This window comes from Bradyrhizobium sp. 197 (assembly GCF_023073375.1).
Lineage (GTDB): Bacteria > Pseudomonadota > Alphaproteobacteria > Rhizobiales > Xanthobacteraceae > Bradyrhizobium.
Map to the genome: position 1 here is coordinate 133,843 of NZ_JADPJJ010000129.1, position 26,057 is coordinate 159,899.

21 protein-coding genes, 1 other RNA gene and 2 pseudogenes are annotated in these 26,057 nt (G+C 62.9%); 14 read left to right on the forward strand and 10 right to left on the reverse strand.

Features of this window, described 5'->3' with window-relative positions; translation table 11 throughout:
• Window positions 1-69: 69 nt before the first annotated feature.
• Window positions 70-1,077 (reverse strand): type I glyceraldehyde-3-phosphate dehydrogenase, encoded by a 1,008-nt coding sequence (gene gap, locus IVB27_RS29005; RefSeq protein ID WP_247341786.1) that lies wholly within the window; start codon window positions 1,075-1,077, stop codon window positions 70-72.
• A gap of 170 nt (window positions 1,078-1,247) precedes the next feature.
• The gene (gene tkt, locus IVB27_RS29010) at window positions 1,248-3,233 is read right to left on the reverse strand and encodes a transketolase (protein WP_247446342.1); all 1,986 of its coding nucleotides are present in this window, start codon (window positions 3,231-3,233) and stop codon (window positions 1,248-1,250) included.
• Window positions 3,234-3,542: 309 nt separating this feature from the next.
• On the opposite strand from tkt, the gene IVB27_RS29015 reads away from it, so the two are divergent.
• From IVB27_RS29015 to IVB27_RS29035, 5 genes are all read left to right on the forward strand, one after another.
• Complete coding sequence (locus IVB27_RS29015) at window positions 3,543-3,863, forward strand: DUF4164 domain-containing protein (RefSeq protein WP_247341857.1); 321 nt, start codon at window positions 3,543-3,545, stop codon at window positions 3,861-3,863.
• Entirely contained in the window at window positions 3,860-4,243 is a 384-nt protein-coding gene (locus IVB27_RS29020; RefSeq protein ID WP_247446343.1) for a cell division protein ZapA, read from the forward strand. Before IVB27_RS29015 ends, IVB27_RS29020 begins: the two co-directional genes overlap by 4 nt.
• A 48-nt stretch (window positions 4,244-4,291) precedes the next feature.
• A non-coding RNA gene (gene ssrS / locus IVB27_RS29025) (6S RNA) lies at window positions 4,292-4,451 on the forward strand.
• A 188-nt stretch (window positions 4,452-4,639) separates the two neighbouring features.
• Window positions 4,640-5,236, forward strand: a complete 597-nt coding sequence (locus tag IVB27_RS29030) for a 5-formyltetrahydrofolate cyclo-ligase (RefSeq protein ID WP_247446344.1) — start codon at window positions 4,640-4,642, stop codon at window positions 5,234-5,236.
• Window positions 5,214-6,038, forward strand: coding sequence for a TIGR00282 family metallophosphoesterase (locus IVB27_RS29035; protein ID WP_247446345.1), 825 nt, complete (start codon window positions 5,214-5,216; stop codon window positions 6,036-6,038). Before IVB27_RS29030 ends, IVB27_RS29035 begins: the two co-directional genes overlap by 23 nt.
• Before the next feature lie 167 nt (window positions 6,039-6,205).
• Here IVB27_RS29035 and IVB27_RS29040 read toward each other — a convergent pair whose 3' ends face one another.
• The 3 genes and pseudogenes from IVB27_RS29040 to IVB27_RS29050 all read right to left on the reverse strand — a co-directional run bounded on the left by IVB27_RS29040 (window position 6,206) and on the right by IVB27_RS29050 (window position 10,195).
• Entirely contained in the window at window positions 6,206-7,549 is a 1,344-nt protein-coding gene (locus IVB27_RS29040; protein ID WP_247446346.1) for a c-type cytochrome, read from the reverse strand.
• Window positions 7,546-9,722: pseudogene (locus IVB27_RS29045) on the reverse strand (xanthine dehydrogenase family protein molybdopterin-binding subunit). The gene IVB27_RS29040 and the pseudogene IVB27_RS29045 overlap by 4 nt, the downstream one beginning before the upstream one ends.
• Before the next feature lie 8 nt (window positions 9,723-9,730).
• Window positions 9,731-10,195, reverse strand: a complete 465-nt coding sequence (locus IVB27_RS29050) for a (2Fe-2S)-binding protein (protein ID WP_247446347.1) — start codon at window positions 10,193-10,195, stop codon at window positions 9,731-9,733.
• Between the two features lie 295 nt (window positions 10,196-10,490).
• On the opposite strand from IVB27_RS29050, the gene IVB27_RS29055 reads away from it, so the two are divergent.
• Entirely contained in the window at window positions 10,491-10,649 is a 159-nt protein-coding gene (locus IVB27_RS29055; protein WP_247446348.1) for a hypothetical protein, read from the forward strand.
• A gap of 128 nt (window positions 10,650-10,777) precedes the next feature.
• On the opposite strand, the gene IVB27_RS29060 is transcribed toward IVB27_RS29055, so the two are convergent.
• Window positions 10,778-12,202: a methyl-accepting chemotaxis protein gene (locus IVB27_RS29060; protein ID WP_247446349.1), complete on the reverse strand. Its 1,425-nt coding sequence runs from the start codon at window positions 12,200-12,202 to the stop codon at window positions 10,778-10,780.
• A 109-nt stretch (window positions 12,203-12,311) separates the two neighbouring features.
• On the reverse strand, window positions 12,312-14,057 hold the full coding sequence (locus IVB27_RS29065; protein ID WP_247446350.1) for a methyl-accepting chemotaxis protein: 1,746 nt from the start codon (window positions 14,055-14,057) through the stop codon (window positions 12,312-12,314).
• A 205-nt stretch (window positions 14,058-14,262) separates the two neighbouring features.
• On the opposite strand from IVB27_RS29065, the gene IVB27_RS29070 reads away from it, so the two are divergent.
• From IVB27_RS29070 to IVB27_RS29095, 6 genes and pseudogenes are all read left to right on the forward strand, one after another.
• Window positions 14,263-15,009, forward strand: coding sequence for a YebC/PmpR family DNA-binding transcriptional regulator (locus IVB27_RS29070; protein WP_247341753.1), 747 nt, complete (start codon window positions 14,263-14,265; stop codon window positions 15,007-15,009).
• Between the two features lie 70 nt (window positions 15,010-15,079).
• Window positions 15,080-15,607: a crossover junction endodeoxyribonuclease RuvC gene (ruvC, locus tag IVB27_RS29075; RefSeq protein WP_247446351.1), complete on the forward strand. Its 528-nt coding sequence runs from the start codon at window positions 15,080-15,082 to the stop codon at window positions 15,605-15,607.
• Complete coding sequence (gene ruvA / locus IVB27_RS29080; RefSeq protein WP_247446352.1) at window positions 15,604-16,221, forward strand: Holliday junction branch migration protein RuvA; 618 nt, start codon at window positions 15,604-15,606, stop codon at window positions 16,219-16,221. Before ruvC ends, ruvA begins: the two co-directional genes overlap by 4 nt.
• Before the next feature lie 20 nt (window positions 16,222-16,241).
• On the forward strand, window positions 16,242-17,276 hold the full coding sequence (ruvB, locus tag IVB27_RS29085; RefSeq protein WP_247446360.1) for a Holliday junction branch migration DNA helicase RuvB: 1,035 nt from the start codon (window positions 16,242-16,244) through the stop codon (window positions 17,274-17,276).
• 129 nt (window positions 17,277-17,405) lie between these two features.
• Window positions 17,406-18,326, forward strand: a complete 921-nt coding sequence (locus IVB27_RS29090) for a metallophosphoesterase (RefSeq protein ID WP_247341740.1) — start codon at window positions 17,406-17,408, stop codon at window positions 18,324-18,326.
• Between the two features lie 66 nt (window positions 18,327-18,392).
• Window positions 18,393-18,473: pseudogene (locus IVB27_RS29095) on the forward strand (acyl-CoA thioester hydrolase); the annotation flags it as partial.
• Here the strand turns inward: IVB27_RS29095 and IVB27_RS29100 are convergent.
• From IVB27_RS29100 to queD, 3 genes are all read right to left on the reverse strand, one after another.
• The gene (locus IVB27_RS29100; protein WP_018454587.1) at window positions 18,455-20,158 is read right to left on the reverse strand and encodes a recombinase family protein; all 1,704 of its coding nucleotides are present in this window, start codon (window positions 20,156-20,158) and stop codon (window positions 18,455-18,457) included. The pseudogene IVB27_RS29095 and the gene IVB27_RS29100 sit on opposite strands and share 19 nt — an antisense overlap.
• Window positions 20,159-21,331: 1,173 nt before the next feature.
• Window positions 21,332-21,475, reverse strand: coding sequence for a hypothetical protein (locus IVB27_RS29105; protein WP_247406398.1), 144 nt, complete (start codon window positions 21,473-21,475; stop codon window positions 21,332-21,334).
• Window positions 21,476-21,960: 485 nt separating this feature from the next.
• Entirely contained in the window at window positions 21,961-22,323 is a 363-nt protein-coding gene (gene queD / locus IVB27_RS29110) for a 6-carboxytetrahydropterin synthase QueD (protein ID WP_018454585.1), read from the reverse strand.
• Between the two features lie 785 nt (window positions 22,324-23,108).
• Between queD and IVB27_RS29115 the strand changes: the two genes are divergently transcribed.
• On the forward strand, window positions 23,109-24,536 hold the full coding sequence (locus IVB27_RS29115; RefSeq protein ID WP_247341737.1) for an MATE family efflux transporter: 1,428 nt from the start codon (window positions 23,109-23,111) through the stop codon (window positions 24,534-24,536).
• Between the two features lie 626 nt (window positions 24,537-25,162).
• Window positions 25,163-25,414, forward strand: coding sequence for a hypothetical protein (locus IVB27_RS29120; protein WP_245288394.1), 252 nt, complete (start codon window positions 25,163-25,165; stop codon window positions 25,412-25,414).
• Window positions 25,415-26,057 lie beyond the last annotated feature (643 nt).

The following is a 26,057-nucleotide window of genomic DNA, read 5'->3' on the forward strand; positions in this document are numbered from 1 at the left end:
GAACATGGGTCCCGGCTCTGCGGAGCAGCGCGCGCGCTGCACCGCGTCCGGGACATGGGACCTACGTTCTTAGATCACCTTCGCCATCGCAACGGCGGTGTCCGCCATGCGGTTCGAGAAACCCCATTCGTTGTCGTACCAGGACATCACGCGTACCAGCGTGCCGTTCTGCACCTTGGTCTGGTCCTCGTGGAAGGTCGAGGAGTGCGGGTCGTGGTTGAAATCGATCGAGACGTTTGGCGCCGTGGTGTAGCCGAGAATGCCCTTGAGCTGCTGCTCGGAGGCGCGCTTCATCGCCGCGTTGATTTCCTTCGGATCGGTGGCGCGCTTGGCGACGATCTTGAGGTCGATGACCGAGACGTTCGGGGTCGGCACGCGGATCGCGACGCCGTCGAGCTTGCCCTTCAACTCCGGCAGCACGAGACCGATCGCCTTGGCGGCGCCGGTCGAGGTCGGGATCATCGACATCGCAGCGGCGCGGCCGCGGTAGAGATCCTTGTGCATGGTGTCGAGCGTCGGCTGGTCGCCGGTATAGGCGTGGATGGTGGTCATGAAGCCGGTCTCGATGCCGACGAGGTCGTTCAGCACCTTGACGACCGGAGCGAGGCAGTTGGTCGTGCAGGAGCCGTTGGAGACGACCAGATGATCCCTGGTCAGCGTGTCGTGGTTGACGCCGTAGACGATGGTGGCATCGGCGCCGTCGGCGGGCGCGGAGACCAGCACGCGCTTGGCGCCGGCGGTCAGATGCGCAGAGGCCTTGTCCTTCGAGGCGAAGATGCCGGTGCACTCCATCGCGATGTCGATGCCGAGGTCCTTCCACGGCAGCTTCGAGGGATCGCGCTCCGCGGTCACCTTGATCTTGTTGCCACCGAGGCTGATCGTGTCGCCCTCGACGGTCACCGCGCCGGGGAAGCGGCCATGGACGCTGTCGAAGCGAAGCAGATGGGCGTTGGTCTCGACCGGGCCGAGGTCGTTGATGCCGACGACCTCGATGTCCTTGCGGCCGGACTCAGCGATGGCCCGCAGGATGTTGCGGCCGATGCGGCCAAAACCGTTAATTCCGACGCGGACCACCATGTTTCGTCTCCTTATGACCGTTCAATGACGGTGTTCGATAACGCCGATCTTCCCGCACAACGCGCTTAGCGCGCCTGCGAGGGTTTTTTTAGGGCGGACGCCCGGTTCATCCGGGCGGTGCTTGATCATATGAGAACTTAGGTAATCCCTTTTTTTGGCAAGCTCAACTCTCACGAAACGCGCTTCAGCACGGCGTTCACCGCAGCCTCGGCGGTAATGCCGAAATGCTTGTAAAGCTCCTTCGCCGGACCGCTTTCGCCGAAGGAATGCATGCCGATGAATTCGCCGTCATGGCCGATCACGGCATCCCAGCCCCAGCGTACCGCCGCCTCGATCGCGACCTTCACCGGCGCGTTGCCGATGATGGCGGCACGCTTGGCCTCTGGTTGCGCTAACAACAGCTCGAGCGAGGGAACCGAGACCACCCGCGACGGGATGCCGCGTTCGGCGAGCTGCTTCTGGGCCGCGACCGCGATCTCGACCTCGGAGCCGGAGGCGAACAGCGTTGCCTTGGCTTCGCCCTGGGCGGCCACCAGTTCGTAGGCACCCTGAGCGCAAGGGCTGTCGTTCGGCGCGGTGGTGCGGAGCTGCGGCAGGTTCTGCCGCGTCAGCGCCAGCACGGTCGGGCCGTCGAGGCGATTCAGCGCGAGCTCCCAGCATTCGGCCACCTCGATGGAATCACAGGGGCGGAACACACGCATGTTCGGGATGGCGCGGAGCGCGGCGAGATGCTCGACCGGCTGATGGGTCGGGCCGTCTTCACCGAGGCCGATGGAGTCGTGCGTCATCACATAGACGACGCCGGCGCCCATCAACGCGGCAAGGCGCATCGCAGGGCGCGCATAGTCGGTGAACACCAGGAAGGTCGCGCCGTTCGGCGCGAAACCGCCGTGCAGGAAGATGCCGTTCATGGCCGCGCACATGCCGTGCTCGCGAATGCCGTAATGGATGAAGCGGCCCTTCGGCGTCTTGGCGGAGAAGGCGGTCGCCGACTTCGCCTTGTTGTTGTTGGACCCGGTGAGGTCGGCCGAACCTGCCAAAAATTCCATCGGCATGGCGCCGGCAATGACTTCGATCACCGCTTCCGAGGATTTGCGGGTCGCCGCTGTCATCGGCTTTTCCAGCAGCTCCTTCTTGTAGGCGCGCACTGCCTTCACGAGCGAGGCCGGACGCTCATGGCGCAGGCGGCGCTCGAACTCGGCGCGCTTGCGGTTGCCGAGTTCACCGAGACGGCCTTCCCATTCCTGGCGAACTGCCACGCCGCGGCTGCCGGCTGCACGCCACGCCTTCAGCACGTCGTCGGGGACCGCGAACGGCTCGAGCGAGATGCCGAGATTTTCCTTGGCGGCCTTGAGCTCGTCGGCGCCGAGCGCTTCGCCATGGGCCTTTGCCGTACCGGCTTTATGCGGCGCGCCGAAGCCGATGGTGGTGCGGCAGGCGATCAGCGTCGGCTTGCTCGACTTCTGCGCCCGCGTGATCGCGGCCGATATCGCGGCCTGGTCGTGGCCGTCGATCTTCTCGGCGGCCCAGCCCGCCGACTTGAAACGCTTCACCTGGTCCACGGAATCGGAAATCGAGGTCGGGCCGTCGATCGAGATGCCGTTGTCGTCGTAGAGAACGATCATCTTGTTGAGCTTCCAGTGCCCGGCCATCGCGATCGCTTCCTGCGACACGCCTTCCATCAGGTCGCCGTCCGAGGCGAGCACGTAGGTGTGGTGGTCGACGATCTTCTTGCCGAACTCGGCGGCGAGCATTTTTTCGGCGAGCGCCATACCGACGGCGGTGGAGATGCCCTGGCCCAGCGGGCCTGTGGTGGTCTCGATGCCCTTGGTGCGGAAATTTTCGGGATGTCCGGGGGTCAGCGAGTCGACCTGGCGGAATTGCTTGATCTGGTCCAGCGTCATGTCGGAATTGCCGGTCAGGTACAGCAGCGAATACAGCAGCATCGAGCCGTGGCCGGCCGAGAGCACGAAGCGGTCGCGATCCGGCCAGCTAGGTGCGGCGGCGTCGAATTTCAGGAACTGCGTGAACAGCACCGTGGCCATGTCGGCCGCGCCCATCGGCAAACCGGGATGGCCGGATTTCGCCTTCTCGACGGCGTCCATTGCGAGGCCGCGGATCGCGTTGGCCATACGGGTGTGGTCGACTTGCGTCATGTCTGAAATCCGTCTGAAATGAGGCGCTTGGCGGCGGGTGCGGGCCGTATGGGGGGAGCCTGGCGGCACTGAAGGTCGGGGGCTGAAATAGCACCTCGGTTCCGGGAGTCCAAGGCAATCAAACGTCGGTTTGGCCGTAAAAGTTGCTTAGCGGTGCATAGTTTCGCGGCGGCGTTGCGCTTCCCTGGCTTGCCACGTAAATTTCTGCTTCTAACCGCTTGCCGAACCGAGTCTTTTGCCGGGCGGCAAGCCCAGAAAAAGCCCAAGGAAAAGCCCATGGGCAAGGCCACAGGTTCCGCCGCTGACTGCATGAACGATCGCGTTTCCAACAGCTCTGCCATGACCGAGTCCTCTGCCGTCGAGATCGAGATCGCGACCCGCAGGCTCATGGCGGCGCTCGACTCGCTCGAAAACGCGGTGGAGCGGCGGCGCGATGCCGACCGCGACGAGAACGAGCTCGCGGCGCGGATCCAGGCGCTGGGCGCGGACCGCTCGCGGCTTGCAGACGAGCTCGACGGCGCGCTGGTGAAGGCGCGCAAGCTCGAGCGCTCCAGCCGCGAGATCTCCGACCGGCTGGATTCCGCGATCGTCACGATACGCTCGGTGCTCGATACCGGAGAGGACGGATGAGCCACATCAACGTCACCATCAACGGCCGGCAATACCGCATGGCCTGCGAGGAGGGCCAGGAGGTGCGGCTGCTCAAGCTCGCCGAAAGCCTGGAGACGCGGATCCAGTCCCTGCGCGGAAAATTCGGCGAGATCGGCGACGCGCGACTCACGGTGATGGCGGCGCTGACCGTCTGCGACGAGCTGGTCGACGCCGGCAACCGCATCCGCACCATGGAGCAGGAGTTGATCGAGCTGCGGGATTTCCGCAATGCCGCCGTCGAGCGCGCCCGGTTGACCCAGACCGCGGTCGTGACCGCACTGAACTCTGCGGCCGAGCGCATCGAGAAATCGACCCAGGTCCTGAACCGGACCGTCGGCAACGGGATCGCCATCGGCTGACCCCTCACCGGGCTGGCGATTTGTCAGCATCGTTGTTACATTGCCCAAGCGAGGCTGCGACGCGCGTCAGGAGCCATAATCCCCGGGGCCTTATCGATCCTTTAGGGAACTGTCCCTGGCCGGGCCCGTGGGCTCGGACATATGGTGCCCACCTACTTTCGTAGGGAACTCCGGGATCGAGTGCTTCAACGGCGTTCGCGGCTTCGCACTTTGTCTGCTCGATTTGTGCTTGTTGAAACGACTGCGGCTGGTTCAACAGATGTCATGCCCCGGCTTGACCGGGGCAACCAGTACGCCGCGGCCTTTGTGTGAATCACCACCGCCTCTGGAACGCTGGATCACCCGCTCCATTGCGCAAGGGCGCACAAGGCGGGTGATGACGTGGGGACCCTGCGCATGTCGAATTCGAAAGCCGAACTCCGTGCCAAGGCCCTCGCGGCGCGCGATGCGCTGAGCGAAAAGAAACGCACCGCCGCCGCCGCCAAGCTCGCCAAGCGCGGGCTGCCGTTCCAGCTCCTGCCTGGCAGCATCGTCTCCGGCTATTCGCCGATCCGCAGCGAGATCGATCCGATGCCGCTGATGAAGAAGCTCGTCGAGGAGGGCGCCAGGCTCGCGCTGCCCTGTGTCACCGCGCGCGGCCAGTCGCTGATCTTCCGCATCTTCCATCCGAACGATCGGCTGATGCTCGGTCCGCTCGGCATTCCCGAGCCGTCGCCCGGGGCCGCTGAAGTCATTCCGGACATCATGCTGACGCCGCTCGCTGCCTTCGACCGTCTCGGCCATCGCATCGGCTATGGCGCCGGGCACTACGACCACACCTTCGCGCATTTGCGAAAAGCCAACAACATCATCGCTGTCGGGCTCGCTTTTGCGGCGCAGGAGATCAAGGCGGTTCCGGCACTATCCCACGACGTCGCGCTGGATTATGTGCTAACGGAATCCGACGTATTCGATTTCCGGAGTTCTGAAGTTGCGCATTCTCTTCGTGGGTGATGTCGTCGGCCGTGCGGGGCGCAACGCCATCGCCGAATATCTGCCCGGCATGGTCAAGGACTGGTCGCTCGATTTCGTCGTCGTCAATGGCGAGAACTCTGCCGGCGGCTTCGGCATCACGGAAGCGATCTATCACGAATTTCTCGACGCCGGCGCCGACGCCGTGACGCTCGGCAATCACTCCTGGGACCAGCGTGAAGCCCTGGTGTTCATCGAGCGCGCCGAGCGTTTGGTGCGGCCGGCGAACTATCCGCGCGGCACGCCCGGCCGCGGCGCCGCGCTGGTCGAGACCAAGAACGGCAAGCACGCGCTGGTCGTCAACGCGCTCGGCCGCGTCTTCATGACCCCGTTTGACGATCCCTTTGCAGCCCTGGAGCGCGAGCTCGGCGCCTGCCCTCTCGGCGTTGCCGCGGACGCCATCGTCGTCGATTTCCATTGCGAGGCGAGTAGCGAGAAGCAGGGCATCGGCTTCTTTTGCGACGGCCGCGCCAGCCTCGTCGTCGGCACGCACACCCATGTGCCGACCGCCGACCACCAGATCCTGTCCGGCGGCACCGCCTACATGACCGATGCCGGCATGACCGGCGACTACGACTCCATCATCGGCATGCAGAAGGAGGAACCGCTGCGGAGGTTCACGTCGGGCATTCCGTCGGGCCGGTTCGAGCCGGCAGCAGGGGCGGCGACGCTCAGCGGCGTCGCGGTGGAGACGGATGACGCGACGGGGCTTGCACTACGGATTGCACCGGTGCGCGCGGGCGGAAGGCTGGAGCCGACGACGCCGAGATTCTGGTTGAGCTGAAGCGACAAATTCAGGGTCGTCCCGGCGAAGGCCGGGACCCATACCGCGTGATCTCGCGATTGCGGTCGGTCGCAGTACCAACGAAGAGTCTTCGCCAAACTACGGCCTGTGGTTATGGGTCCCGGCCTTCGCCGGGACGACCCTGGAGAGTGATGCGCTGACCGTACCTACTCCGCCGTCTGCTCCCTCAACTCCGCCACATCCTTCGCCGTCAGCTTCGAGCCCTTCGTGCCGAACCGTGCCGTAACGTAATTCGCCACCGCCGCGATCTCGTCGTCGCTATACGCGTTGCCGAACGCGGGCATCGACAGCGCCCCGTCCGGGGTGTGGCGCTTGGTGCCTGACAGCACGATCTGCGCGACGTTGGTGGCGGCGGGATCGTTGACGGCCCAGCTGCCGGTCAGCGTTGCCATCGGCGAGACCGGGCTCTCGCCGCTCCAGCCGTGGCAACTGGCGCAGGCGCTGGCGAACATTTGCTTGCCGCGAGCATCCGCCGTGACGCCGTCCTTGTGCGAGGCGGGTGCGACGGGCGCCGTTGTTGCGGGCAGGTCGGGCGAGGGCACCGGCGGCACGCTACGCAAGTAAGCAACAACGGCGCGGATGTCTTCGGGGGCGAACTGGCTAAAGCTGTGATCGACCGCTTCACCCATCGGCCCCGACGCCGAGCCGTGGCCTGGCGCGTGACCAAGCGAGAGATAGGAGATCAGGTCCTCGTCGCGCCAGTTGCCGAGGCCGGTGGCCTTGTCGGAGGTGATGTTGAAGGCGCGCCAACCAGCCGTGATCGCGCCTGCAAATTTCTTGCGGTTGTCCAGCGCGAAGCCGAGATTGCGCGGGGTGTGGCACTCACCGCAATGCGCGAGCGCCTCCGCGAGATACGCACCTCTGTTCCACTCCGGGCTCTTGGAGGTGTCGGGCGCAAAGCGCGTGTCCGGATTGAACACGGCTGACCAGAAGATCATGGCCCAGCGCTGGTTGAACGGGAACGAAAGCGTATTCTCCGGCGGCTTCGCGCGCACCGCCGGCAGGCTGAACAGATACGCCTTCACCGCCAGCACGTCCTCGTCGGTCATGGTGGTGTAGGACGTGTACGGCATCGCCGGATAGAGCCGGGCGCCGTCATGGCGCTTGCCGCGCTGGACGGCGTTGAGAAAATCCTGGTCGCTGTAATTGCCGATGCCGGTGTCCTTGTCCGGCGTGATGTTGGTGGAATAGAGGGTGCCGAACGGCAGCTTGAAGCCGAGCCCGCCGGAATAGTCCTTCTCGCCGGGCTTGGAGTGGCAGACCATGCAGTCGGCCGCCTTCGCAAGATATTCGCCGCGCTCGACCAGACTCGCGTTCTCGAGCCTCGCCGGCACGCCGGTCGGCTTGCCGGCGCGGTAGTCCGCCAGCGCCACCTTGGGGCCGCCAGCGAAGTCGAGCGGGCCGGGCCCGCGGATGATCCAGACGCCGAGCGCCACCACGACAATGGCGATCACGACTAGGCTCGTGAGGATACGCATCTTGCCGCTCATGCCTTTTTCCCCGCAGCCAGCAGTTTCCGGTCGATCGGCAGGCGCCGCAGCGCGATGCCGGTTGCCGCGTAAATGGCGTTGCGCAGCGCGGGCGGTCCGGCGTTGACGCCGGCCTCACCGATGCCGCCGGGCGCCTCGCCGCTCTTGACCACGATGACCTCGATCTTCGGTGTCTCGTTGATGCGCATCATGCGGTAGTCGTGGAAGTTCGACTGCTGCACGCGGCCTTTCTCGATGGTGATCTCGCCGTAAAGCGCGGCGGTGAGGCCGAACACCAGGCCGCCCTCGATCTGCGCTTTCACCGTGTCGGGATTGACCGCGATGCCGGTGTCGACCACCGAAATGATGCGGCGTAGCGTGATTTCGCCGATATCGTCGATCTCCGCTTCCACCACGGTCGCAATGAAGCTTGCGAACGACGGCTGCACGCAAACGCCGCGGCCGACGCGCGGTGGCAGTGGTCGCCCCCAGCCCGATTTTTCAGCGACGTGGTTGAGTACCGCAAGCATGCGCGGGTTCTTGGTCAGCATGGACCTTCGGAATTCAATCGGATCCTTGCCGGCCTTGCGCGCGAGCTCATCCATCGCGCATTCGACCGCGAACACGTTGTTGTTCGGGCCGACGCCGCGCCAGAAACCAGTCGGCACCGACAGCGGTTCGGCGCGGACATATTCAACATGGAAGTTGGCGAAGTCGTACGGCGTATCGATCGCCGCGTCGACGGCGTCTATGTCGACCCCCTTCTGGAACGCCGGCGGAAACCAGCGTGCCATTACCGAGGAGCCCGCGACCTTGTACTTCCACGCCGCGACCTTGCCGTCGACCAGCGATGCCGTGATCTGGTCGCGATAGACCGGGCGGTAAACGTCGTGCTGGATGTCCTCCTCGCGGGTCCACACCACCTTCACGGGGTAGTCGACCTGCTTGGCGATCTTGACCGCCGCGATCACCATGTCCGGCTCGAGCTTGCGGCCGAAGCCGCCGCCGAGCAGATGATTGTTGACGATCACCTTGTCGATGGGAAGGCCCGCGGCCTTCGCCGCTTCGGACTGCACGCGCGTCATGATCTGCGTGCCGGTCCATATCTCGCAAGAGTCTGGCTTGACGTGGACGGTGGCGTTGATCGGCTCCATCGAGGCATGCGCCAGGAACGGCAGCTCGTAGGCCGCCTCGAACTTGTCGCCGCTCGCGAGCGCTTTGACGATATCGCCGTCGGACTTCGCGATCGCACCGTCCTTCTCGCTGGCCTTGCGCAGATCCTGCCAGATGTCCTTGGTGGTGATTTTGGCGTTCGGGCCCTCGTTCCACTCGATCTGGAGCGCTTCGAGGCCCTTCTTCGCCGCCCACATATGATCGCCGATCACGGCGACCATGTCGTCGAGCACGACGACCTTGCGCACGCCGGGAGTTTGACCGCGGCGCTGTCGTCGACCTTGCCGACCTTGCCGCCGAACACCGGGCAGGCAGCGACGGTTGCGAACTTCATGCCGGGCAGGATCGCGTCGATGCCGTAGACGGCCTTGCCGTTGACCTTGTCAGGTGTGTCGAGCCGCTTCAGGGGCTGGCCGATGATGACGAAGTCCTTGGGGTCCTTGACCACGACATCCTTCGGCGGCGTCTGGCCCTGCGCGGCGAGCGCCACCGCGCCATAGCCGAGCTTGCGGCCGCTCGCGGCATGCGCGACCTCGCCCTTCGCGGCCGAGCAGCTTGCGGGCTCGACACCCCATTGGCTGGCCGCGGCCTGCACCAGCATCGCGCGCGCGGCGGCGCCGGCCTTGCGCAGCGGTGTCCACCAGGCTCGGATCGAGTTGGAGTTGCCGGTCGCCTGCAGGCCGAAAGCCGGATTGCCGTAGAGCTTGTCGTCCGGCGGCGCGTGCTGGACCTCGACCTTGCTCCAGTCGGCGTCGAGCTCTTCGGCGAGCACCGCCGAGATCGAGGTGTAGGTGCCCTGGCCCATCTCGACCTGCGGCATGATCAGGATCGTGCGGCCGGTCTCGTCGATGCGGATGAAGGCGTTCGGTGCGAACTTGCCGTCGGTCGTGTCAACCGGCTGCACCGGCTCGTTGACGGCGGCGCGCAGCGGCAGATGGAAGGCGAGCAGGAAACCGGTGGCGAGACCGCCAGTTAGCAGCGAGCGGCGGGAGAGGCGCGGGAGAGACTTGTCTGTGATCATGGCGAACCTCACGACTGCCGGCCGGAGGCGGCCTGCTTGATGGCCTCGCGGATGCGCACATAGGTGCCGCAGCGACAGATATTGCCGGCCATCGCGGCGTCGATGTCGGAGTCGTCGGGGTTTGGCGTTGCCGCCAGCAGCGCCGCGGCCGCCATGATCTGGCCGGACTGGCAGTAACCGCACTGGATCACTTCGAGATCGAGCCAGGCCTTCTGCACCTTTGCGCCCGCTGGCGTGCTTCCGACATGCTCGATCGTGGTGATGGCGCGGTTCGCGACCGCGCTGACCGACAATACGCAGGAGCGCACTGCCTTGCCGTCGACGTGCACGGTGCAGGCGCCGCACTGCGCGATGCCGCAGCCGAACTTGGTGCCGGTCATTCCGAGGACGTCGCGCAGTACCCATAGCAGCGGCATTTCAGGTGGCGCGTCGAACGATTTCGTTTCGCCGTTGATGGTGAGAATAGTTGCCATATGCATCCCCTTGCTCGCTCGATCGCTTACGGCGATCTAGTCAGCGAATTTGCGCGCGACAATAATCATATCGATGCGAAACGATGAAGCGTCGACATTTCCGGCAATGCATATTTGCGCAACGAGCGCGTCAGGCCATGACGTTCACGAATTTGTGCGGCGATCGCTGCAGTGATTTTGGGCTAATTGATATGATAAGCGTCATTGTTCTGACGCGTTTTCGTCGCGTGCGTCATCGATCGCCGCAGATGATCGTGCAAATGCGCAAAATCATGCGATGACGAAAGTCGTGCGATTGTGGAAGTCGATCGACGGCGAGCACGGTGCAGTTCTGACGCGATCGATCGCAACGGCCAGCCGCCGGATCAACGATGCGATAGCCAACATGCGCGATGATGCCATCGTGCGCCTGTTTTGCCCGACGGCGCAACGACTTCACCAGGCGGGCGCCTAACCCACGGTTTCGTCAGACGCTTAAGCCATTGATTCCGCTTGCCCCGGCTACTGTGCATCGGGTTGTTTTCGAGGTTTTCGATTCAGGAACGCCAGAGCGCCGTCGCGGCAGGCGCGTCGCGAGAACCGTCAGCTCTGCCGAAAGCCCATCCGGAAGGCGCCCCAGTGCTTGCCGCGGATCATGATCGGTGAGGACAGATCCTTCATCAGCACGAACTGCCCGCCGCCCATGTCGCGGCGATAGGTCTGCAGCAGGAACGGCTTGGTGTTGGCCGCGACCTTCTGCACCGCGCGATCGGTGAACAGGCGGCGGTTGCGGCAATTGGCGTTATTCCAGACCGGGTCCTTGCCCTGCGGCAGGCGGTAGTTCGGGTTGTGCGTCGGCAGATAGCCGCCCTTGGCCCAGGCGACGCAGAACACGATCCGGGAATCGGATTTCTGGATCGGGTCCTGGATCGCGGGCAGCAGGCGGTCGGTGAACTCGACATAGCTGGTATTGTACTGCTTGGGATCGGTGCCGGAGATTTCCCGGTAGTTCTCGTCCATGAACCGATCGAGCGTCATCTCGCCGCGGCCGATTGCGGCTTCGAATTCATCCGAGATCCGCTTTGCGGTCTCGACGACGACGCGGATCAGCGGCGCATCCGATGTCTCGACGCCGCTGTCGGCGATCATTGCGATCAGGCCTTCGGACGTGTCGAGCAGTTTGGTCACGCGCTGATCGGCGTTCTTGAGATCGCGCGAGGACAGGTCAACGCCCTTGGCAAGCTCGTTGAGCTCGCTGATGACGGTGTCGCAGTGTCCGAGATTGGAGGTCGCCGCGCGCGTGACGCTGCCGATTTCCGCTTCCACGGAGGCGAAGCCCTGCTGGACCCGCGAGATGATGCCGGAGATCTGCTGGGCGCCTTCGCCGGCAGTCTTTGCGCGCTGCGAGGCGTCGCTGCTCTCCCCGATCAGGCCTTCGATCTGGCCGTTGAGATCGCGCACGGTCTCGGAGATCTGGTGCGTGGCCTGGCGGGTGGCTTCCGCGAGGTTCTTCACCTCGCTTGCGACCACCGCGAAGCCGCGGCCGGCATTGCCGGCGCGTGCCGCCTCGATGGTGGCGTTGAGCGCGAGCAGATTGGTCTGCTTCGCGATCGCCTCGATCGAGCCGGACACTTTTGCGACTTGTGCCAGCGCGGAGCCGACCGCGCTGAGCCGCGCCTCGATGCGTTCGACGGCTGCGACGAGCTCGGAAATGTGGTTGACCGCAGTGTCGACGGCATTGCGCGACTGCGCGATCTCGCCGACCGCCGCTGACGTGGTCGTTTGCACCGCCTGTGACGCATTTGCGATGTCGTGGTTGGCCGACACCATCGTCTCGGCGGTTTCCTGGAGGTGATGGAATCGTTCCGACTGGTTCGCGACGCGGTGTGCGACTTCCTGGACGTTGCCGGCAATGTCGGCGAGTTCCACGCCGAGGCCGCCGATGCGGTCGGCGAGCTGATCGATCAGCCGTTCGGCAAGCGTTCGGTTGGAGCCGGTGTCCAGTACTGCAAATTGTACGACGGACATGTCTTGAGAGTCCTCCAGTCAGAGCCGTTCGCCGGCTCTCCGCGGCATTCCCATTCCAATTTCGATCTTAAGAGGTGATTCGCGCTTTGATGTCTTGCCTGAGCGCGCACTAGAGCTTGTAGGCCGTCCTGAATCCGCCCCAGTGCCGGCCCTGCACGCGGATCGGGACGTCGATCTCGCGCATCATCACCGTATTTCCGTTGCCCATGTCGCGCGCATAGCTCTGGACCAGATACGAGCGCAGGTTGTGCGCGGCGGCCAACCCCGCCGGATCGTTGAAGATCCGCCGGTTGCGGCTGTTGGCGGTGTTCCAGGCGACATCGCCCGGTCGCTGCAGATGCGAATAGATTTTGTTGTGCACCGGCAGGAAGCCGTTGCGATCGACCATGGCGCAGAACGCCAAACGCGGGTCCTTTGTGAGAAAAGCTTCCTGGAACGGCGGCAGCGCGCGATCGGCCCAGTCCAGATATTTGGTGCGGTACTGCTGCGGATCGGTCCCGGCGATTTCGGCATAATCGGTGTCGAAGAGGTCGTGGATCCCGACATCGCCACGTGCAACCGCCTGCTCGAAGATTGCGGTCAGCGCGTTACCCGCCTCCATGGCGCGGGTGACGAACTCCGTGTTTTCTTCGTGGATCGACCAGAGCCGGTCCTCGATCTTTTCGTTGAGCGCGGCGTTGGGAGCAAGGAATTGCGCGCGGGCGCCGGCCTTGGATTGTTCGACCACGCGCAGGCGGCAGGCCCCGACGTCTTCGAGGGTGCCTTCAATCATTGCTTGCGGTGCAAGGCTGCCCGCGTCCGCGCCGCCGATCAGCACGCTGTCCATCGATAGCTCGTAGACCGGCAGCACCCCGCGAGCGGTTTCGAGCTTAAGATGGCAGGGCAGCCGCTCGGTCTTGCGGCGGTCGTCATGCTCGCTCTGGCGGAGCAGCACGGCGCAACGCGATTTCAGTTTCTGTGCGAAGGCGGTCACGGCCTTGCCGGCGCTGGCGACGTTCTCGCCGTGGGTCTCGGCCGCCTTGGTCGCAGCATCGATCTCGGCCGCGCTTTCGCCGACCGAGACGATGAACTCCGACGCACTTGTCGCGTTGCCGGAGACTTCGCTGGTGGTGGCGTTCTGTTCGGCGACCGCGCCGTTGACCGTCTCGAATACCGGGCGGATAGCCTCGATCGCCTGTGCGATGCGGTGCACCGCATCCGCGGAGCCGGCGGCGTCGCGCTGCAGCGCGTCGATCTTTTTGGTGATCTCCTCCGTCGCGCCCTGGGTCTGTACCGCGAGAGCCTTGACCTCGGTGGCGACGACAGCAAAGCCTTTTCCCGCAGCGCCCGCGCGGGCGGCCTCGATGGTCGAGTTGAGGGCGAGCAGCGTCGTCTGCCGCGCGATCTGTGCGATCAGATTGACCACGTTGCCGATGGCGGCCGAGGACTCGCGCAAGCGATCGACATTGGCGCGGGCTTCCTGAGCCGCGGCGCTGGCCTCGTCGGCGAGCTTGCCGGCTTCGCGAACCTGCGCGCCGATTCCGTGCGCAGACTGGGTGAATTTGTCGGCGGCATGGGCGAAGGTCGAGGCGTTCGATTGCGCGGCGTTGGTCCGGCCGGTCAGGGCGTCGGTGCGGTCGCGAATGGCGGCAAGCGTCGTAGCGGTCGCCCCGGCACCGTCGGCCACCGAATTGGCGGCGCGCTCGAGCTGGCGAATCATCGCTCCCAGCTCGAGTTCCAGCAGTTCCAGGATTTCCTTGGCGGAATCGCCCTCAACGGCCGGAGCGGGCTCGGAATTGACCGGCTGCGCAGCCTGCGGGGTTGCCGCAGGCGCAGCCATGTCCGGCAGACGCTTCCGAAATAGTCCGAACACCATCAGGTCTCTCTTGTCGGGGAACGGTCGGACGCTATTTTCGCAGGCTGGAATGAAATCAGGGTTAACGATGCCTGACATCTAGGCAGGGGCCACTACGCTATTACCTTAAAGTCGTAGAGCCTCTTTCATTCCAGTGGGGTGGCGGCCTATAAGGCCGCGCTTCCCACGCTCATCTTGGCGGACGATTCCCTAGAGAAGATCACGCATGGCCGGACATTCCCAATTCAAGAACATCATGCACCGCAAGGGGCGGCAGGATGCCCAGAAGTCGAAATTATTCGGCAAGCTGGCGCGGGAAATCACCGTCGCGGCCAAGCTGGGGACGCCAGACCCCAACATGAACCCGCGCCTGCGTGCGGCCATCATCGCGGCGCGCCAGGAGAACATGCCGAAGGACAATATCGAGCGCGCCGTCAAGAAGGCGCTCGGCAATGACGGCGAGCATTATGACGAGATCCGCTACGAGGGTTACGGCCCCGGCGGCGTCGCCGTCGTCGTCGAGGCGCTGACCGACAACCGCAACCGTGCCGCTTCCGACATCCGCTCCTTCTTCACCAAGTCCGGCGGCAATCTCGGCGAAACCGGCTCGGTGTCCTTCATGTTCGACCGCACCGGCATCATCGAATACGACCGCAGCGTCGCCTCCGACGATGCGGTGCTGGATGCCGCCATCGAAGCCGGCGCCGACGACGTGATATCGAGCGAAGGCGGCCACGAGATTTACGCCTCGACCGAAGGCTATCGCGACGTCGCCAAGGCGCTCGAAGCCAAGTTCGGCGAGCCGCGCAAGGCGGCGCTGATCTGGAAGCCGCAGAACACGATCGCGGTGGACGACGAGACCGGCGAGAAGCTGATCAAGCTGATGGATTTGCTCAACGAGCATGACGACGTCCAGCACGTCTACGCCAATTTCGAGGTGTCGGACGCGCTGCTGGCGAAGATGGGCGGGTAGGGCCCACTTCCCCTGTTACTTCCGTTCTGTTTCTGTTTCCCCCACGGCAGCCAGCCGCTATCAATGGCCCATGACTGCGCTCCCGATTCGCGTCCCCGTTCGCATCATCGGCATCGACCCCGGCCTGCGCCGCACCGGCTGGGGCGTGATCGAGGCCGAGGGCAACCGCCTGATCTACGTCGCCTGCGGCTCGGTGGAACCGCCGGACGATTTGCCGCTCGCAAGCCGGCTGCTCGCGATCCATGAAGGGCTCGCGGCGGTCCTGTCCGTTCACAAGCCGATGGAAGCGGCGGTCGAACAGACCTTCATCAACAAGGACGGCGCTGCGACACTGAAGCTTGGTCAGGCCCGCGGCGTTGCCATGCTGGCGCCCGCAATATTCGGCATCAGCGTTGCCGAATACGCGCCGAACCAGGTGAAAAAGACGGTGGTCGGCGCCGGCCATGCCGACAAGCACCAGATCGCGATGATGCTCAAGATCTTGCTGCCCAAGTCCGATCCGCCGTCCGCGGACGCCGCCGACGCGCTCGCCATCGCCATCACCCACGCCCATCATCGCACGAGCACGGCGCTCAGGCTGAAGGTGGTGGGGTTATGATCGGCAAGCTCAAGGGCCTGATCGATTCCTACGGCGAGGATTTCGTCATTCTCGATGTCGGCGGTGTCGGTTATCAGGTGCATTGCTCGTCGCGCACGCTGCAGCATCTACCGTCGCCGGGCGAGGCCGCCGTGCTGTCGATCGAGACCTATGTCCGCGAGGACCAGATCAAACTGTTCGGCTTCCGCAGCGACCACGAGCGCGAATGGTTTCGCCTGCTCCAGACCGTGCAGGGCGTCGGCGCCAAGGTCGCGCTCGCCGTGCTCGGCACGCTACAGCCTTCCGAGCTTGCCAACGCGATCGCGTTGCGCGACAAGACCGCGGTGGTGCGCACGCCCGGCGTCGGCCCCAAGGTTGCCGAGCGCATCGTCACCGAACTGAAGGACAAGGCGCCGGCCTTCGCAACTATTGACCCGGCCGTGGTGCATCTTGCCGGTGCCGTTGACGACCAGCGCGCGCCGCGGCCCGTCGCGGATGCGATCTCCGCGCTGGTCAATCTCGGCTACGGCCAGCCGCAGGCGGCTGCGGCCATTGCATCGGCATCGCGCAGCGCCGGCGAGAGCGCCGAGACCGCGCAGCTCATCCGGCTAGGCCTGAAGGAGCTGTCGAAGTGAGCGACCCGAAGGCCAACCGCATGGTCACGCCCGAGCGCCGCAGCGATGATGTCGGCGATACCGCGCTGCGCCCGCAATCGCTGTCTGACTTCGTCGGCCAGCAGCAGGCGCGCAAGAACCTCTCGATCTTCATCGAGGCGGCACGCAAGCGCGGCGAGGCGCTGGATCATGTGCTGTTCGTCGGCCCGCCCGGCCTCGGCAAGACCACGCTGGCGCAGATCGTGGCCAAGGAGCTCGGCGTCGGCTTTCGCGCGACGTCGGGCCCGGTGATCGCCAAGGCCGGCGATCTCGCAGCACTCCTCACTAATCTCGAAGAGCGCGACGTGCTCTTCATCGACGAGATTCATCGCCTGAGCCCGGCGGTGGAAGAAGTGCTCTATCCCGCGATGGAGGACTTTCAGCTCGACCTCATTATCGGCGAGGGCCCGGCGGCGCGCTCGGTGAAGATCGAACTGTCGAAATTCACCCTTGTGGGCGCCACCACGCGTGCCGGCCTTCTAACCAATCCCTTGCGCGACCGCTTCGGCATTCCGATCCGGTTGAATTTCTACACGATCGAAGAGCTCGAGAGCATCGTCACCCGTGGTGCGCGCGTGCTCAATGTCGGCATGAGCGCGGATGGCGCCAACGAGATCGCGCGCCGCGCCCGCGGCACGCCGCGCATCGCCGGCCGGCTGTTGCGCCGCGTACGCGATTTCGCCTCGGCGGCCGATGCCGACAGGATCGATCGCAAGATTGCCGACCACGCGCTGAGCGCGCTCGAGGTCGACGCCGCGGGCCTCGACGCCATGGACCGCCGCTACCTCACGACCATCGCGCAGAACTATGGCGGCGGCCCGGTCGGCGTGGAGACGATGGCAGCCGCTCTGTCCGAGCCGCGCGATGCGATCGAAGACATCATCGAGCCCTATCTGATCCAGTGCGGCTATCTGCAGCGCACCCCGCGCGGCCGCCTGCTCACTTCGCACGCCTTCCGCCATCTCGGCATCAGCGAGCCCTCGCGCGATGCGGCGGCACAGTTCGGCCTGTTCGGCACCGACGAAAGCGACGACTGACCTGCGCAAGTGCTGAGTGCTCGGGCCATCATGAATTTCCGGTAATCTCGTGCAGAGGGTCTGCACAAACGCACCCCATTTTCGCTCCAATCGGATCGCATCAAGAAGCTGCATCACGATCGGGCTTCCATGATCACGCGTCGTCACCTCATCCGTTCCATCGGTGGTCTGTCCGCCCTCGGCCTCTCGACCGCTGCCTATGGCTTTGCCGTCGAACCGGTGGTGCGACTTAGCGTCACCCGCTATCATCCAACCCCGCGGCAATGGCCTGCGGATTTTCCGCTGAAGATCGCCGTGATCGCCGACATCCATGCCTGCGATCCCTGGATGTCGCTGGAGCGGATCGAGGCCATCGTCGATCGCACCAACGCCCTGAACGCGGATATTATCGTGCTGCTCGGCGACTATGTCGCCGGTCTGCACCAGGTCACGCGCATCATTCCGGCGAGCGAATGGGCCAAGGTACTGGCCGGCCTCAGGGCGCCGCTCGGCGTCCATGCCGTCATGGGCAATCATGACTATTGGGCCGACAGGACCGTGCAGCAGGCCGGGCAGGGGCCGACGGTCGCGCATCGCGCGTTGGAGGCGGCCGGCATTCCCGTCTACGAGAACGACGCCGTGCGGATCACCAAGGACGGCCGCGCGTTCTGGCTCGCGGGGCTGGGCGATCAACTCGCTTTTCTGCCGGCGCGACGCTTCCGGAGCACGGGACACTTCGGCGCCGACGATCTCGCCGCGACGCTTGCCAAGGTCACCGACGACGCGCCGATCATCCTGCTCGCGCATGAGCCTAACGTCGCGCTGCGCGTGCCCGCCCGCGTCGCGTTGCAACTGTCCGGCCACACCCATGGCGGCCAGGTCCGTCTGCTCGGCTGGTCGCCGGCTGTTCCGCCGCAGCATGGCCTCCGGCTCGCCTATGGTCATGTCCGGCTGAAATGCGACGTCATCATCTCCGGCGGCCTCGGTTGCAGCATCCTGCCGCTCCGCGTCGGCGTGCCGCCTGAGATCGTCGAGGTGACGCTGGGGCGGACGGGCGCGGTTGTGTCCTAGCCGCGCTTGCGTGTCCGGCCGTTTTTGCGCAAAACGGGCCTCTATCTGAAACAAGAGACTCGCGACGTGACAGCTCATCTCGACGGCGAGATCCGCGACGGCCGCCATCATATGCAGGTCCGGGTCTATTACGAGGACACGGATTTCCCTGACTTGCCATTGTCGTAGTAGGCAAACGTGCTGATTTCTCGCGCCTTGCTGCGGTTTTCTGGGAAAAGGTTCTTGCCGTAAAGCGCGGAGCTGTTCAGGTAGGGCGTATATTCGTAGGGCATCCGCTTGCGAACCGGATGCACTACTATGCATTCGATCAAGTTGCGGAAGGCTACGCGAGTTTCGATCGCCTTCGGATTGGCCTTGAGCGCGGTGACCAGTCTTCTAACCTCCGAACGGTATCGGTCACCGAATTTCGGGTGATCGAAGCCAATGACATTTTCGCCGCCAGCGCCCAGCAGCCGCAAGCGCTCTTCAACGCTTTCCCGCTCCAGGTCGCACTCATCGATGCGCTTGAGCAACTCGTCCGGCTTCCGGCGGCTATTTGCGATGGCATATGACAGGCGTTCCATCTCGGTAGTCAACACGCGGCGTCGCCGCTCTAGCTTAGAGTGTTCGCTGCCCTTGTTCCGATCGTTTTTGCGCTCCTCCTTCCAGGCACACATCGCCTCTTCAATGGCTTTCGGCGAAAGCAATTTCAGTTGGATTTTGTCGGAGGCATCCTCGAGCAGAACGTCCATGTCGAAGCTACGGGTGTGCTCGCACGTGCCCCGCTGATGCGCGCTCGCGCATGCCGCGCGCGGTGCACCGTTACGCGAGGATTGAGCGATTCGCATGTGGCCATTGCAGACGCCGCACCGGAGCACACCGGCAAGCGGGTGCTCGTTGTTGCGCGGGATCACGGCGCGACGCCGCGGCTTGCCAGTCGGTCCGAACATAGATACGGCGCGCGCGCTACGAACCTCATGCGCTCGATTCCAGAGCGCTTGCGGCACGATCCGTAGCTCCGGCTTCTTAACTATGATGTGGCGCTCTTCTGGATTGCGGCGCTTCTGTTTCTTCTGGGTCTCCGGGTTGAGAATTGTCGAGCGAACGTTCCAATGTATCTCGCCTATATATAGATCGTTGCCGATAATACCGCGACCATGCCGGCCGCCTGTAATGCACTGGTGATTCCAGGTGGTACGATCAGCCTTGTTCTTGTGACGAGTTGCCCCTGGTGAGGGCACGCCTTCGCGGGTGAGATCAGCGGCGATAGTTCGGGTCGAGCGGCCCGCTGCATATTCGCTGAAGATGCGGAGCACAATCTTTGCTTCGTTGTCATCGATCACGCGTTCGCCCGGCGCGCCCGGCCTCGGTCGATAACCATAGGCGCATGAGCCAGGAATTCTTCCGTTGGCAACAGCGTTGTCATGGCCGCGCCGAACCTTTTCGGCGAGCTGCGGCTTGTAAATCGTGTTGTAGAGACTTGCGATGCTGATGTCAGTGGCGGTCGCATAGACCCCCTTCTGATCCATCAGCTCAACGCCGTTGAACTCGAAAACCTGCTTGAGACGCTGGATGGTTGCGGGATCGCGCGACAAGCGGTCGAAATGCTCAACCACGACTACGTCAAAGTCCCGGTTTCTCACACCGTTGAGTAAACGCTGATAGCCGTCCCGCGCACCTTCGGTAAGACCAGATTTTGCGGCATCGACAAACTCGCCGATGACATCGAGGTCGTTGCGCAATGCGACCTTCCGGCAGAGCAATAGCTGACCATCAATCGAGGTCGCCTTTTGCATGTCGCTGGAATAACGGGCGTATAGTACGGCCGTTTTCTTCGATGACGCTGTCGTCATGTCGGTCCTTTATCGGCTGCCCCGAGCCGTGATTTTCATCCCGTGCGACCTGACGTCCGATAGCGCGCGCCAACTCAAACCAGATTTCCTCATTGTCCGGATTATCCCAGCTCTGAGGATGTGAGGGGGCGAGCGGTCGAATGATCGCTCGTTGTCTTCGGAGAGATCGGGTGCGGGTACGCATTTGCAAACTCGCGAGCAGAAGCTAGCCTAAATTTCTGCGCTGCGCTACAGCCAAGCCGCAGCGATTACTCGCAACGCTTCTCGCATGCTGACTTCGGCAGCGTCGAATGAAAATGAAATTGTTGAAGTGCCGCGGCGCGCGTGAGGGCATTCCTAGCGATGAGGCGCGTAGTCGAGAGCAGATACGCTAAGCAAAGCGGAGTAAAAATACTTGCGGGTGACGGCGACGAAGTCCGTGGCTGCGTGAGCTGTGCCTAGCGGACCCGTTCTCGGTTCATGAGGCTTCTCGTACAGTCGTACAGATGTGTAGTGGCCGGCGCGGAGCGCCGGCTCGTCCATCAACCGCTGGCGGACGGATTGTCGCGCACAGCCCAGACGCCGTGGTTCGACCCAAGGAACCGTCGCTGGTTGGGGCTTTCTTATTCCGTTGGTTCGATGACCCTTGCGTCGAGCCTCCAAGAGCAAGCACTCGCGTGTGGGTGAGCTCCGCAAGCGCGCGTCGAAAAAGCACTGTCAGAAAAACGCTTACTTCTGACAGAGTCCTCCCGTTCCGGCATCCAAGCAGTTCAAAACTGAACTCGCTTCAGCTCCCGTCCGGCGTCTGGATCCCCGCGGATTTCCTCCCTGTCGGCTGGCGAGACACCGTCGATGATGCTCCGTGGCGCCTCACCAGCGCTGGCGATATACGCGACCCGCTGGCCTGTGGTGGGAAGAGCACGCGGAGTCTGCCGTCTCGGCCAAGATCGGGTTGGACAGGATACCTTCGCCGTTTTCCACGAGGAATCAGCCAGCCCGCAACGGGAATCGCGGCTCCGTCGAGGCATTAGGATGGCCGCCTCGGTGCGTCGGAGTGGTGTAATTATGTTTTGTCCTATTTTATTGAACGTCTTCGCGTTTATGCGTCCATGTTTTGTGGGAACGGAGACCACGATGCCAAAGCATCAGACCTCGCTTGAAAAGATCGAGCGCAAGAAGGATGACGCTGTCTTCCTAGTGTGTGAGTTCACCAAGCTCGGCGGTGAAGATCAGGCCTTGCGCGCGCTTCGCACCCCTCTGGGCAAGGGCCGTCTTGTACGGCTCGGCCACGCCCCATGGCCGTGCCAGTCCCTCGAGGCTGACGCCGGATGGCTTCACCGGCGCGGCGCGTCAAGCGCTCGACGAGCGTGGCGTGGAAGGGCAACCTACCGAAGCCGAAAGTGCCCTATGATGAGGGCCTTCTCGACTCAGATTCCCGTCAAACCCGGTCGTCCCTCAAGGCCGCCTCTCGCGTAAAGGTCCTGATCATCATCCATGCAGGCACATACACCAGGTCGTCGCGGGAGGCATAAATCGGCTCAACCCAGGCAATTGGTCCGGCGGGCTTCGGAGGCCTACGGCTGCCGCATTTGCTGATGAAGGCGGCGGCTCATGGCGCTGTCGATGGCTGCCTCGCGCTCCTTGAGATCCTAGCCTTGCAGGGCGCCGTCGTCTGACCTCCCGCGAGATCCAAAGGGCCTCCCGTGAGCGAGGGAATCTGCCCGCGGATCGGGCCGATGAGGAGCCGAAGCGCAGATCGTCGGTTTCGGAGCCGAAGAAGGACAGGCGCGCCGCATCAATACAGCCCAAAATGAGCGCGGAATTCAGCGATCGGGCCCCTCATATTCGGCCCAACAATCTGTCGTCTCGTACACCCTCACGCTCGAGAGTTGCGCAAGGCGCGGTTTCGCGTGCTGCCAGATCCAGATGGCGATATTTTCCGCCGTCGGATTTTCGAGTCCCGGGACTTCGTTCAGGCAATGGTGATCGAGCTTCTTTAGAAGAAGACCGAACGCTTCTTCCATGCTGAAGAAATCCATTACGAACCCGGTGTGCGGATCGACGGGCCCGTTCAGCACGACCTCGACGCGATAGGAATGACCGTGCGTCCGATGACAACGATGTGTCTGCGGGACGGTTGGAAGTCGGTGCGCTGCCTCGAACTTAAATACCTGGGATATCTTCATCTGATGCCGGGATGTTTGTGACATTGCACGCTGATTCGCCATTTCCGATGAGTCAGGCGTTGCGCGACGGCCTGCCGCATGTGGTCGACGGCGCCAGGGCCGTCTGTGGGCCGAAGCAGAAATCGTCCGAGCCCTCTCATCGAACCGCCGGCACACGGCTGCGGCTACACGAATTTTGAGTTCGTGTCCGCGAGCGATGGCCAGTGCGGCGCGATTTGCTGCCGCAAACCCAGTTACCACGCCGGCCGGGACCAGCAGCCTGCCGTTCGTCTCGATCGCGACAAGGAACCCGAGATCATGGAGCGCTTGCACGACATCGTCGCCGAACCTAACACTGGTTCTGGGCACGTTCATTGCGTGTGCCATGCAGACGATGGAGCGTCTACTACAAGATCCGGTAGATGCCAAAGCCAAGTTGAGGCTCTAGGGTCCGGCCGCGTTCCCCCGCCGATCATCATCGAGGAAAAACGCAACGGATGAGAAGTCAACAAAGGGCAGAACGGCACAATATGACTGGCAGAACCTAGGTGGCTACGCACGGACACCTCAATCAGGATCCTCGTTGTTCTACTTAAGAGCCGCAGAAGCCTGCGATTGGCGGGAGGCGTATGCCTAGGGAAAATCGACCAAGGCAAAAATCAGCTTGTGAAACGTCAAACGGGTCCACCCGATCACGACGATCGATCGGCGCAGATAAACTTATGTACCGCTGTGCAAGAGCGGATCGGAAAAGCTTGCGCTGAGTGCGCGATCAGCGAATTTGGAAAGTAGCGACACGTTCATGCATGAATGAGCCGGATACGGAATTCGCGCTCGAGAGCGAGCCAAGTTTGATGCCACAGAAGAAACAGCACATCGATCTATCGGACCCGAATCTCTCGAGCCTTATCCTGCGGCTCGCCATTCCATCTGTTGTTGGGTTATCGATCCATGCTTTACAGCAGGTCGTCAATGCGATCTTTGTTGGCGCACTTGGCGCGCAGGCGACCGCAGCTGTGAGCATGACCTTGCCGATCATGGTCCTGCTCGCGGCAGCCGCACAGGGAATCGGTGTTGGAACGGCGTCCTTCATATCTCGTCATCTGGGCGCTCGTGAGTACCTAGAGGCGAGTCGAGGCGCAAGTACAGCTCTCGCGCTCACCGCTCCGATTGGCATCATAGTTACCGTCGCTCTGCTTCCTAGTCTGCCAGCGATATTCGCAATCCTCGGAGCGACTCCAACCATCATGCCCGTGGCGCTCGACTACGCGGGAACGCTTTTGTTCGGGAACACCCTGATGCTTCTAAACATCGTTAGCGGGTTCATTGTCAGAGCCGAAGGCGATACGCGATTCAGCATGTGGGCGATGCTTACCGCGTTTCTACTGAACGCTGTGCTTGACCCTGTCTTCATATTCTTGTTTGACCTTGGCGTGCGTGGCGCAGCCCTCGCAACGCTGGTATCGCAGATCGCCGCTATTGGACTTTATATTGCGTATTTTGCGAAGCTTGGCGGGACAGTTCTCGTCAGGATATCTCACATATCATTGCGAGCAGATCGCATCAGACAGCTCGCGTTGGTGGGCGCGCCAGCGACAATGACGAGTATCTTATCGGCTCTTGCGGTTATGCTCTTGTACGGAGCTGCCGCACCGTTCGGCGATGATTCCATCGCTGCAGTTGGAATAGCTGTGCGAATCTTGATGGTCGGCGCACTGCCTATCACCGGGTTCTGCATAGGCGCTCAAGCTATCCTGGGTTTCGGTTGGGGCGCACGCGACTATGTTCGTATTCTGAAGGCTGCGAAGTTCATGCTCTTCGTGACGGTCGCATTCTCCATCGCGTATTCTGCGGCCGTTGTTGTTTTTGCAAGGCCTTTGGTGAGTCTATTTAGCGATAACGAGAATGTCACGGAAATAGCCGTCTCGTCCTGCATCGTGTTCCATCTCTTCTTTGGGCTGTTTGGGGTTCAGAGTTTCGTGACGGCAATGCTTCAGGCGTTTGGGAGAGCACGCCTCAGTGCAATTGTGGCCCTGGCGAGGCAGGGCTATCTCTTCATACCGGCCGTACTGTTATTCCCGGTGGTTGCGGGTTTCGATGGGCTGTTAGCCAGTCAAGCAATCGCTGAGCTGGGCGCCGGAATGATCGCTCTGTTCGTCATGTTCCATCAGTTCGGTGAGCTCAGACGAGCGCTCCGGCACCGTGGCTCAAGAGCGATCGGGATAGCGGGTTGACCTTAGAATGGATGTCATCGAACCCAGAGCATTGGGCGCAAGCCTCCCGAGAAGCTCGCGGCAAGACCGGCTGCCAGTGGGCACGGATTTTGCGGGCTCGCGGGCGTGCGATCCGCGCGGTCCTTCCTCCAGCCGTGCTCCTCGCACTCGCGGATCGCACCGGCTCGCCTAGCGGACGGATCGGGCAGTTCGGCGAGCGATAGCCGATGTGCTCCCGCTCGCCAGGCGGGGTGGCAAGGGCTCTACGCGCGGTCGAAAGGCTCGGCTTTAGCAGAGTGGGTGGTTTCTGCGCTTATGCAGGTTTGTCTCTTAACCCGCGTCTTTGGAGCTGACTTGAATGCCGCCGCTTTGGGTCGACACTTCGCAGGACGCTCTTGAATTTTCGCCTGCCACGATTTGCTGTTGGGCCGTCGTGGCCGCCTCGGTCAATCTCGCTTTCATCGCATTGGTGATATTTCTGGCGTGACCGCGAGACGCAATCTTGCTGATTGGACTAGTTGTCTCACCCGCGTCTGAAACGCGCAACACGCACCAGGGAGCTCGGTGCTCTGAAGCACAAGCATTCCGACGTTTCATATCCAGGCTCAGGAGCTATCGTGACTGTCTGCACTGGGCAAGTGTTTGAGATGGCCGTAAAGCAATTCGAACTGATCGCGAATTATCCCGAGGATACCAGACGACCTAAGAACCCGCCTGCTGATGCCGAAGGAATCTGTCACGGTATTGTTCAAGGCTTTGGAGATGTCGGTTCGATCACCGCACTCGAGCTACACAATATGCGAGCGAAAGTGATCGGAGTCAGAGATCACACGGGCGCGCTTTATCGACCTCGGCGCTCGATATACCACAGCTGGTCGGACATGCTGCCTCCTAGGTAGCCTGGATGGCCACTCCAGCGAGCTTGCTCTAGACCCAGGCGAGCTGCTGACGATCCCGTGTGACGTGCTTGTTCCGGCTGCCCGGAATGGGGCATCGACCGCGAAATAGCCAGTAGCAAGGCCATCAGGAGCAGATCTTTCTCATCCCCATATTCTCCGCAACTCGGGCGGTGTCGTGGTCAGCTACTTTGAATGGGGTGCAGGGCTTCCAACGACTATTCTGGGAGGAGGAGGAAGTCACGAGTAGGGAGTATCAACTTTGGATCGTGCTTTCGAGCGCGGCTTGGCGCGAAGCAAACGTGAAAACAATCGCACGGCAGCCATCGCGATAGGTGTCGAGCGCGTTCGTGGAGCAAAAGAAACACGCGGACGGTTTCCCCATTAGTGTGATCTCGCTGAATGTCTTTGTTATCCAGTTCGATATGCCGGGCCGATGACGGACCGGAGTTTCTGCACCGTAGGCCTAGGTGGGTCACCGCCGAAGTTCACGGCGGCGGCCCCTTCTTTACTAGGGTCTGTTGGGATTCATCTGGAGTTTATCGCGGCCGCGGCCAGATAGATCATTGAAGTGAAGCTCTGGTCGGTCTTGTCGGCGCGCATTGCGATGCGCTTGAATTCCTTGAGCTTGCCGAAGAAGTTCTCG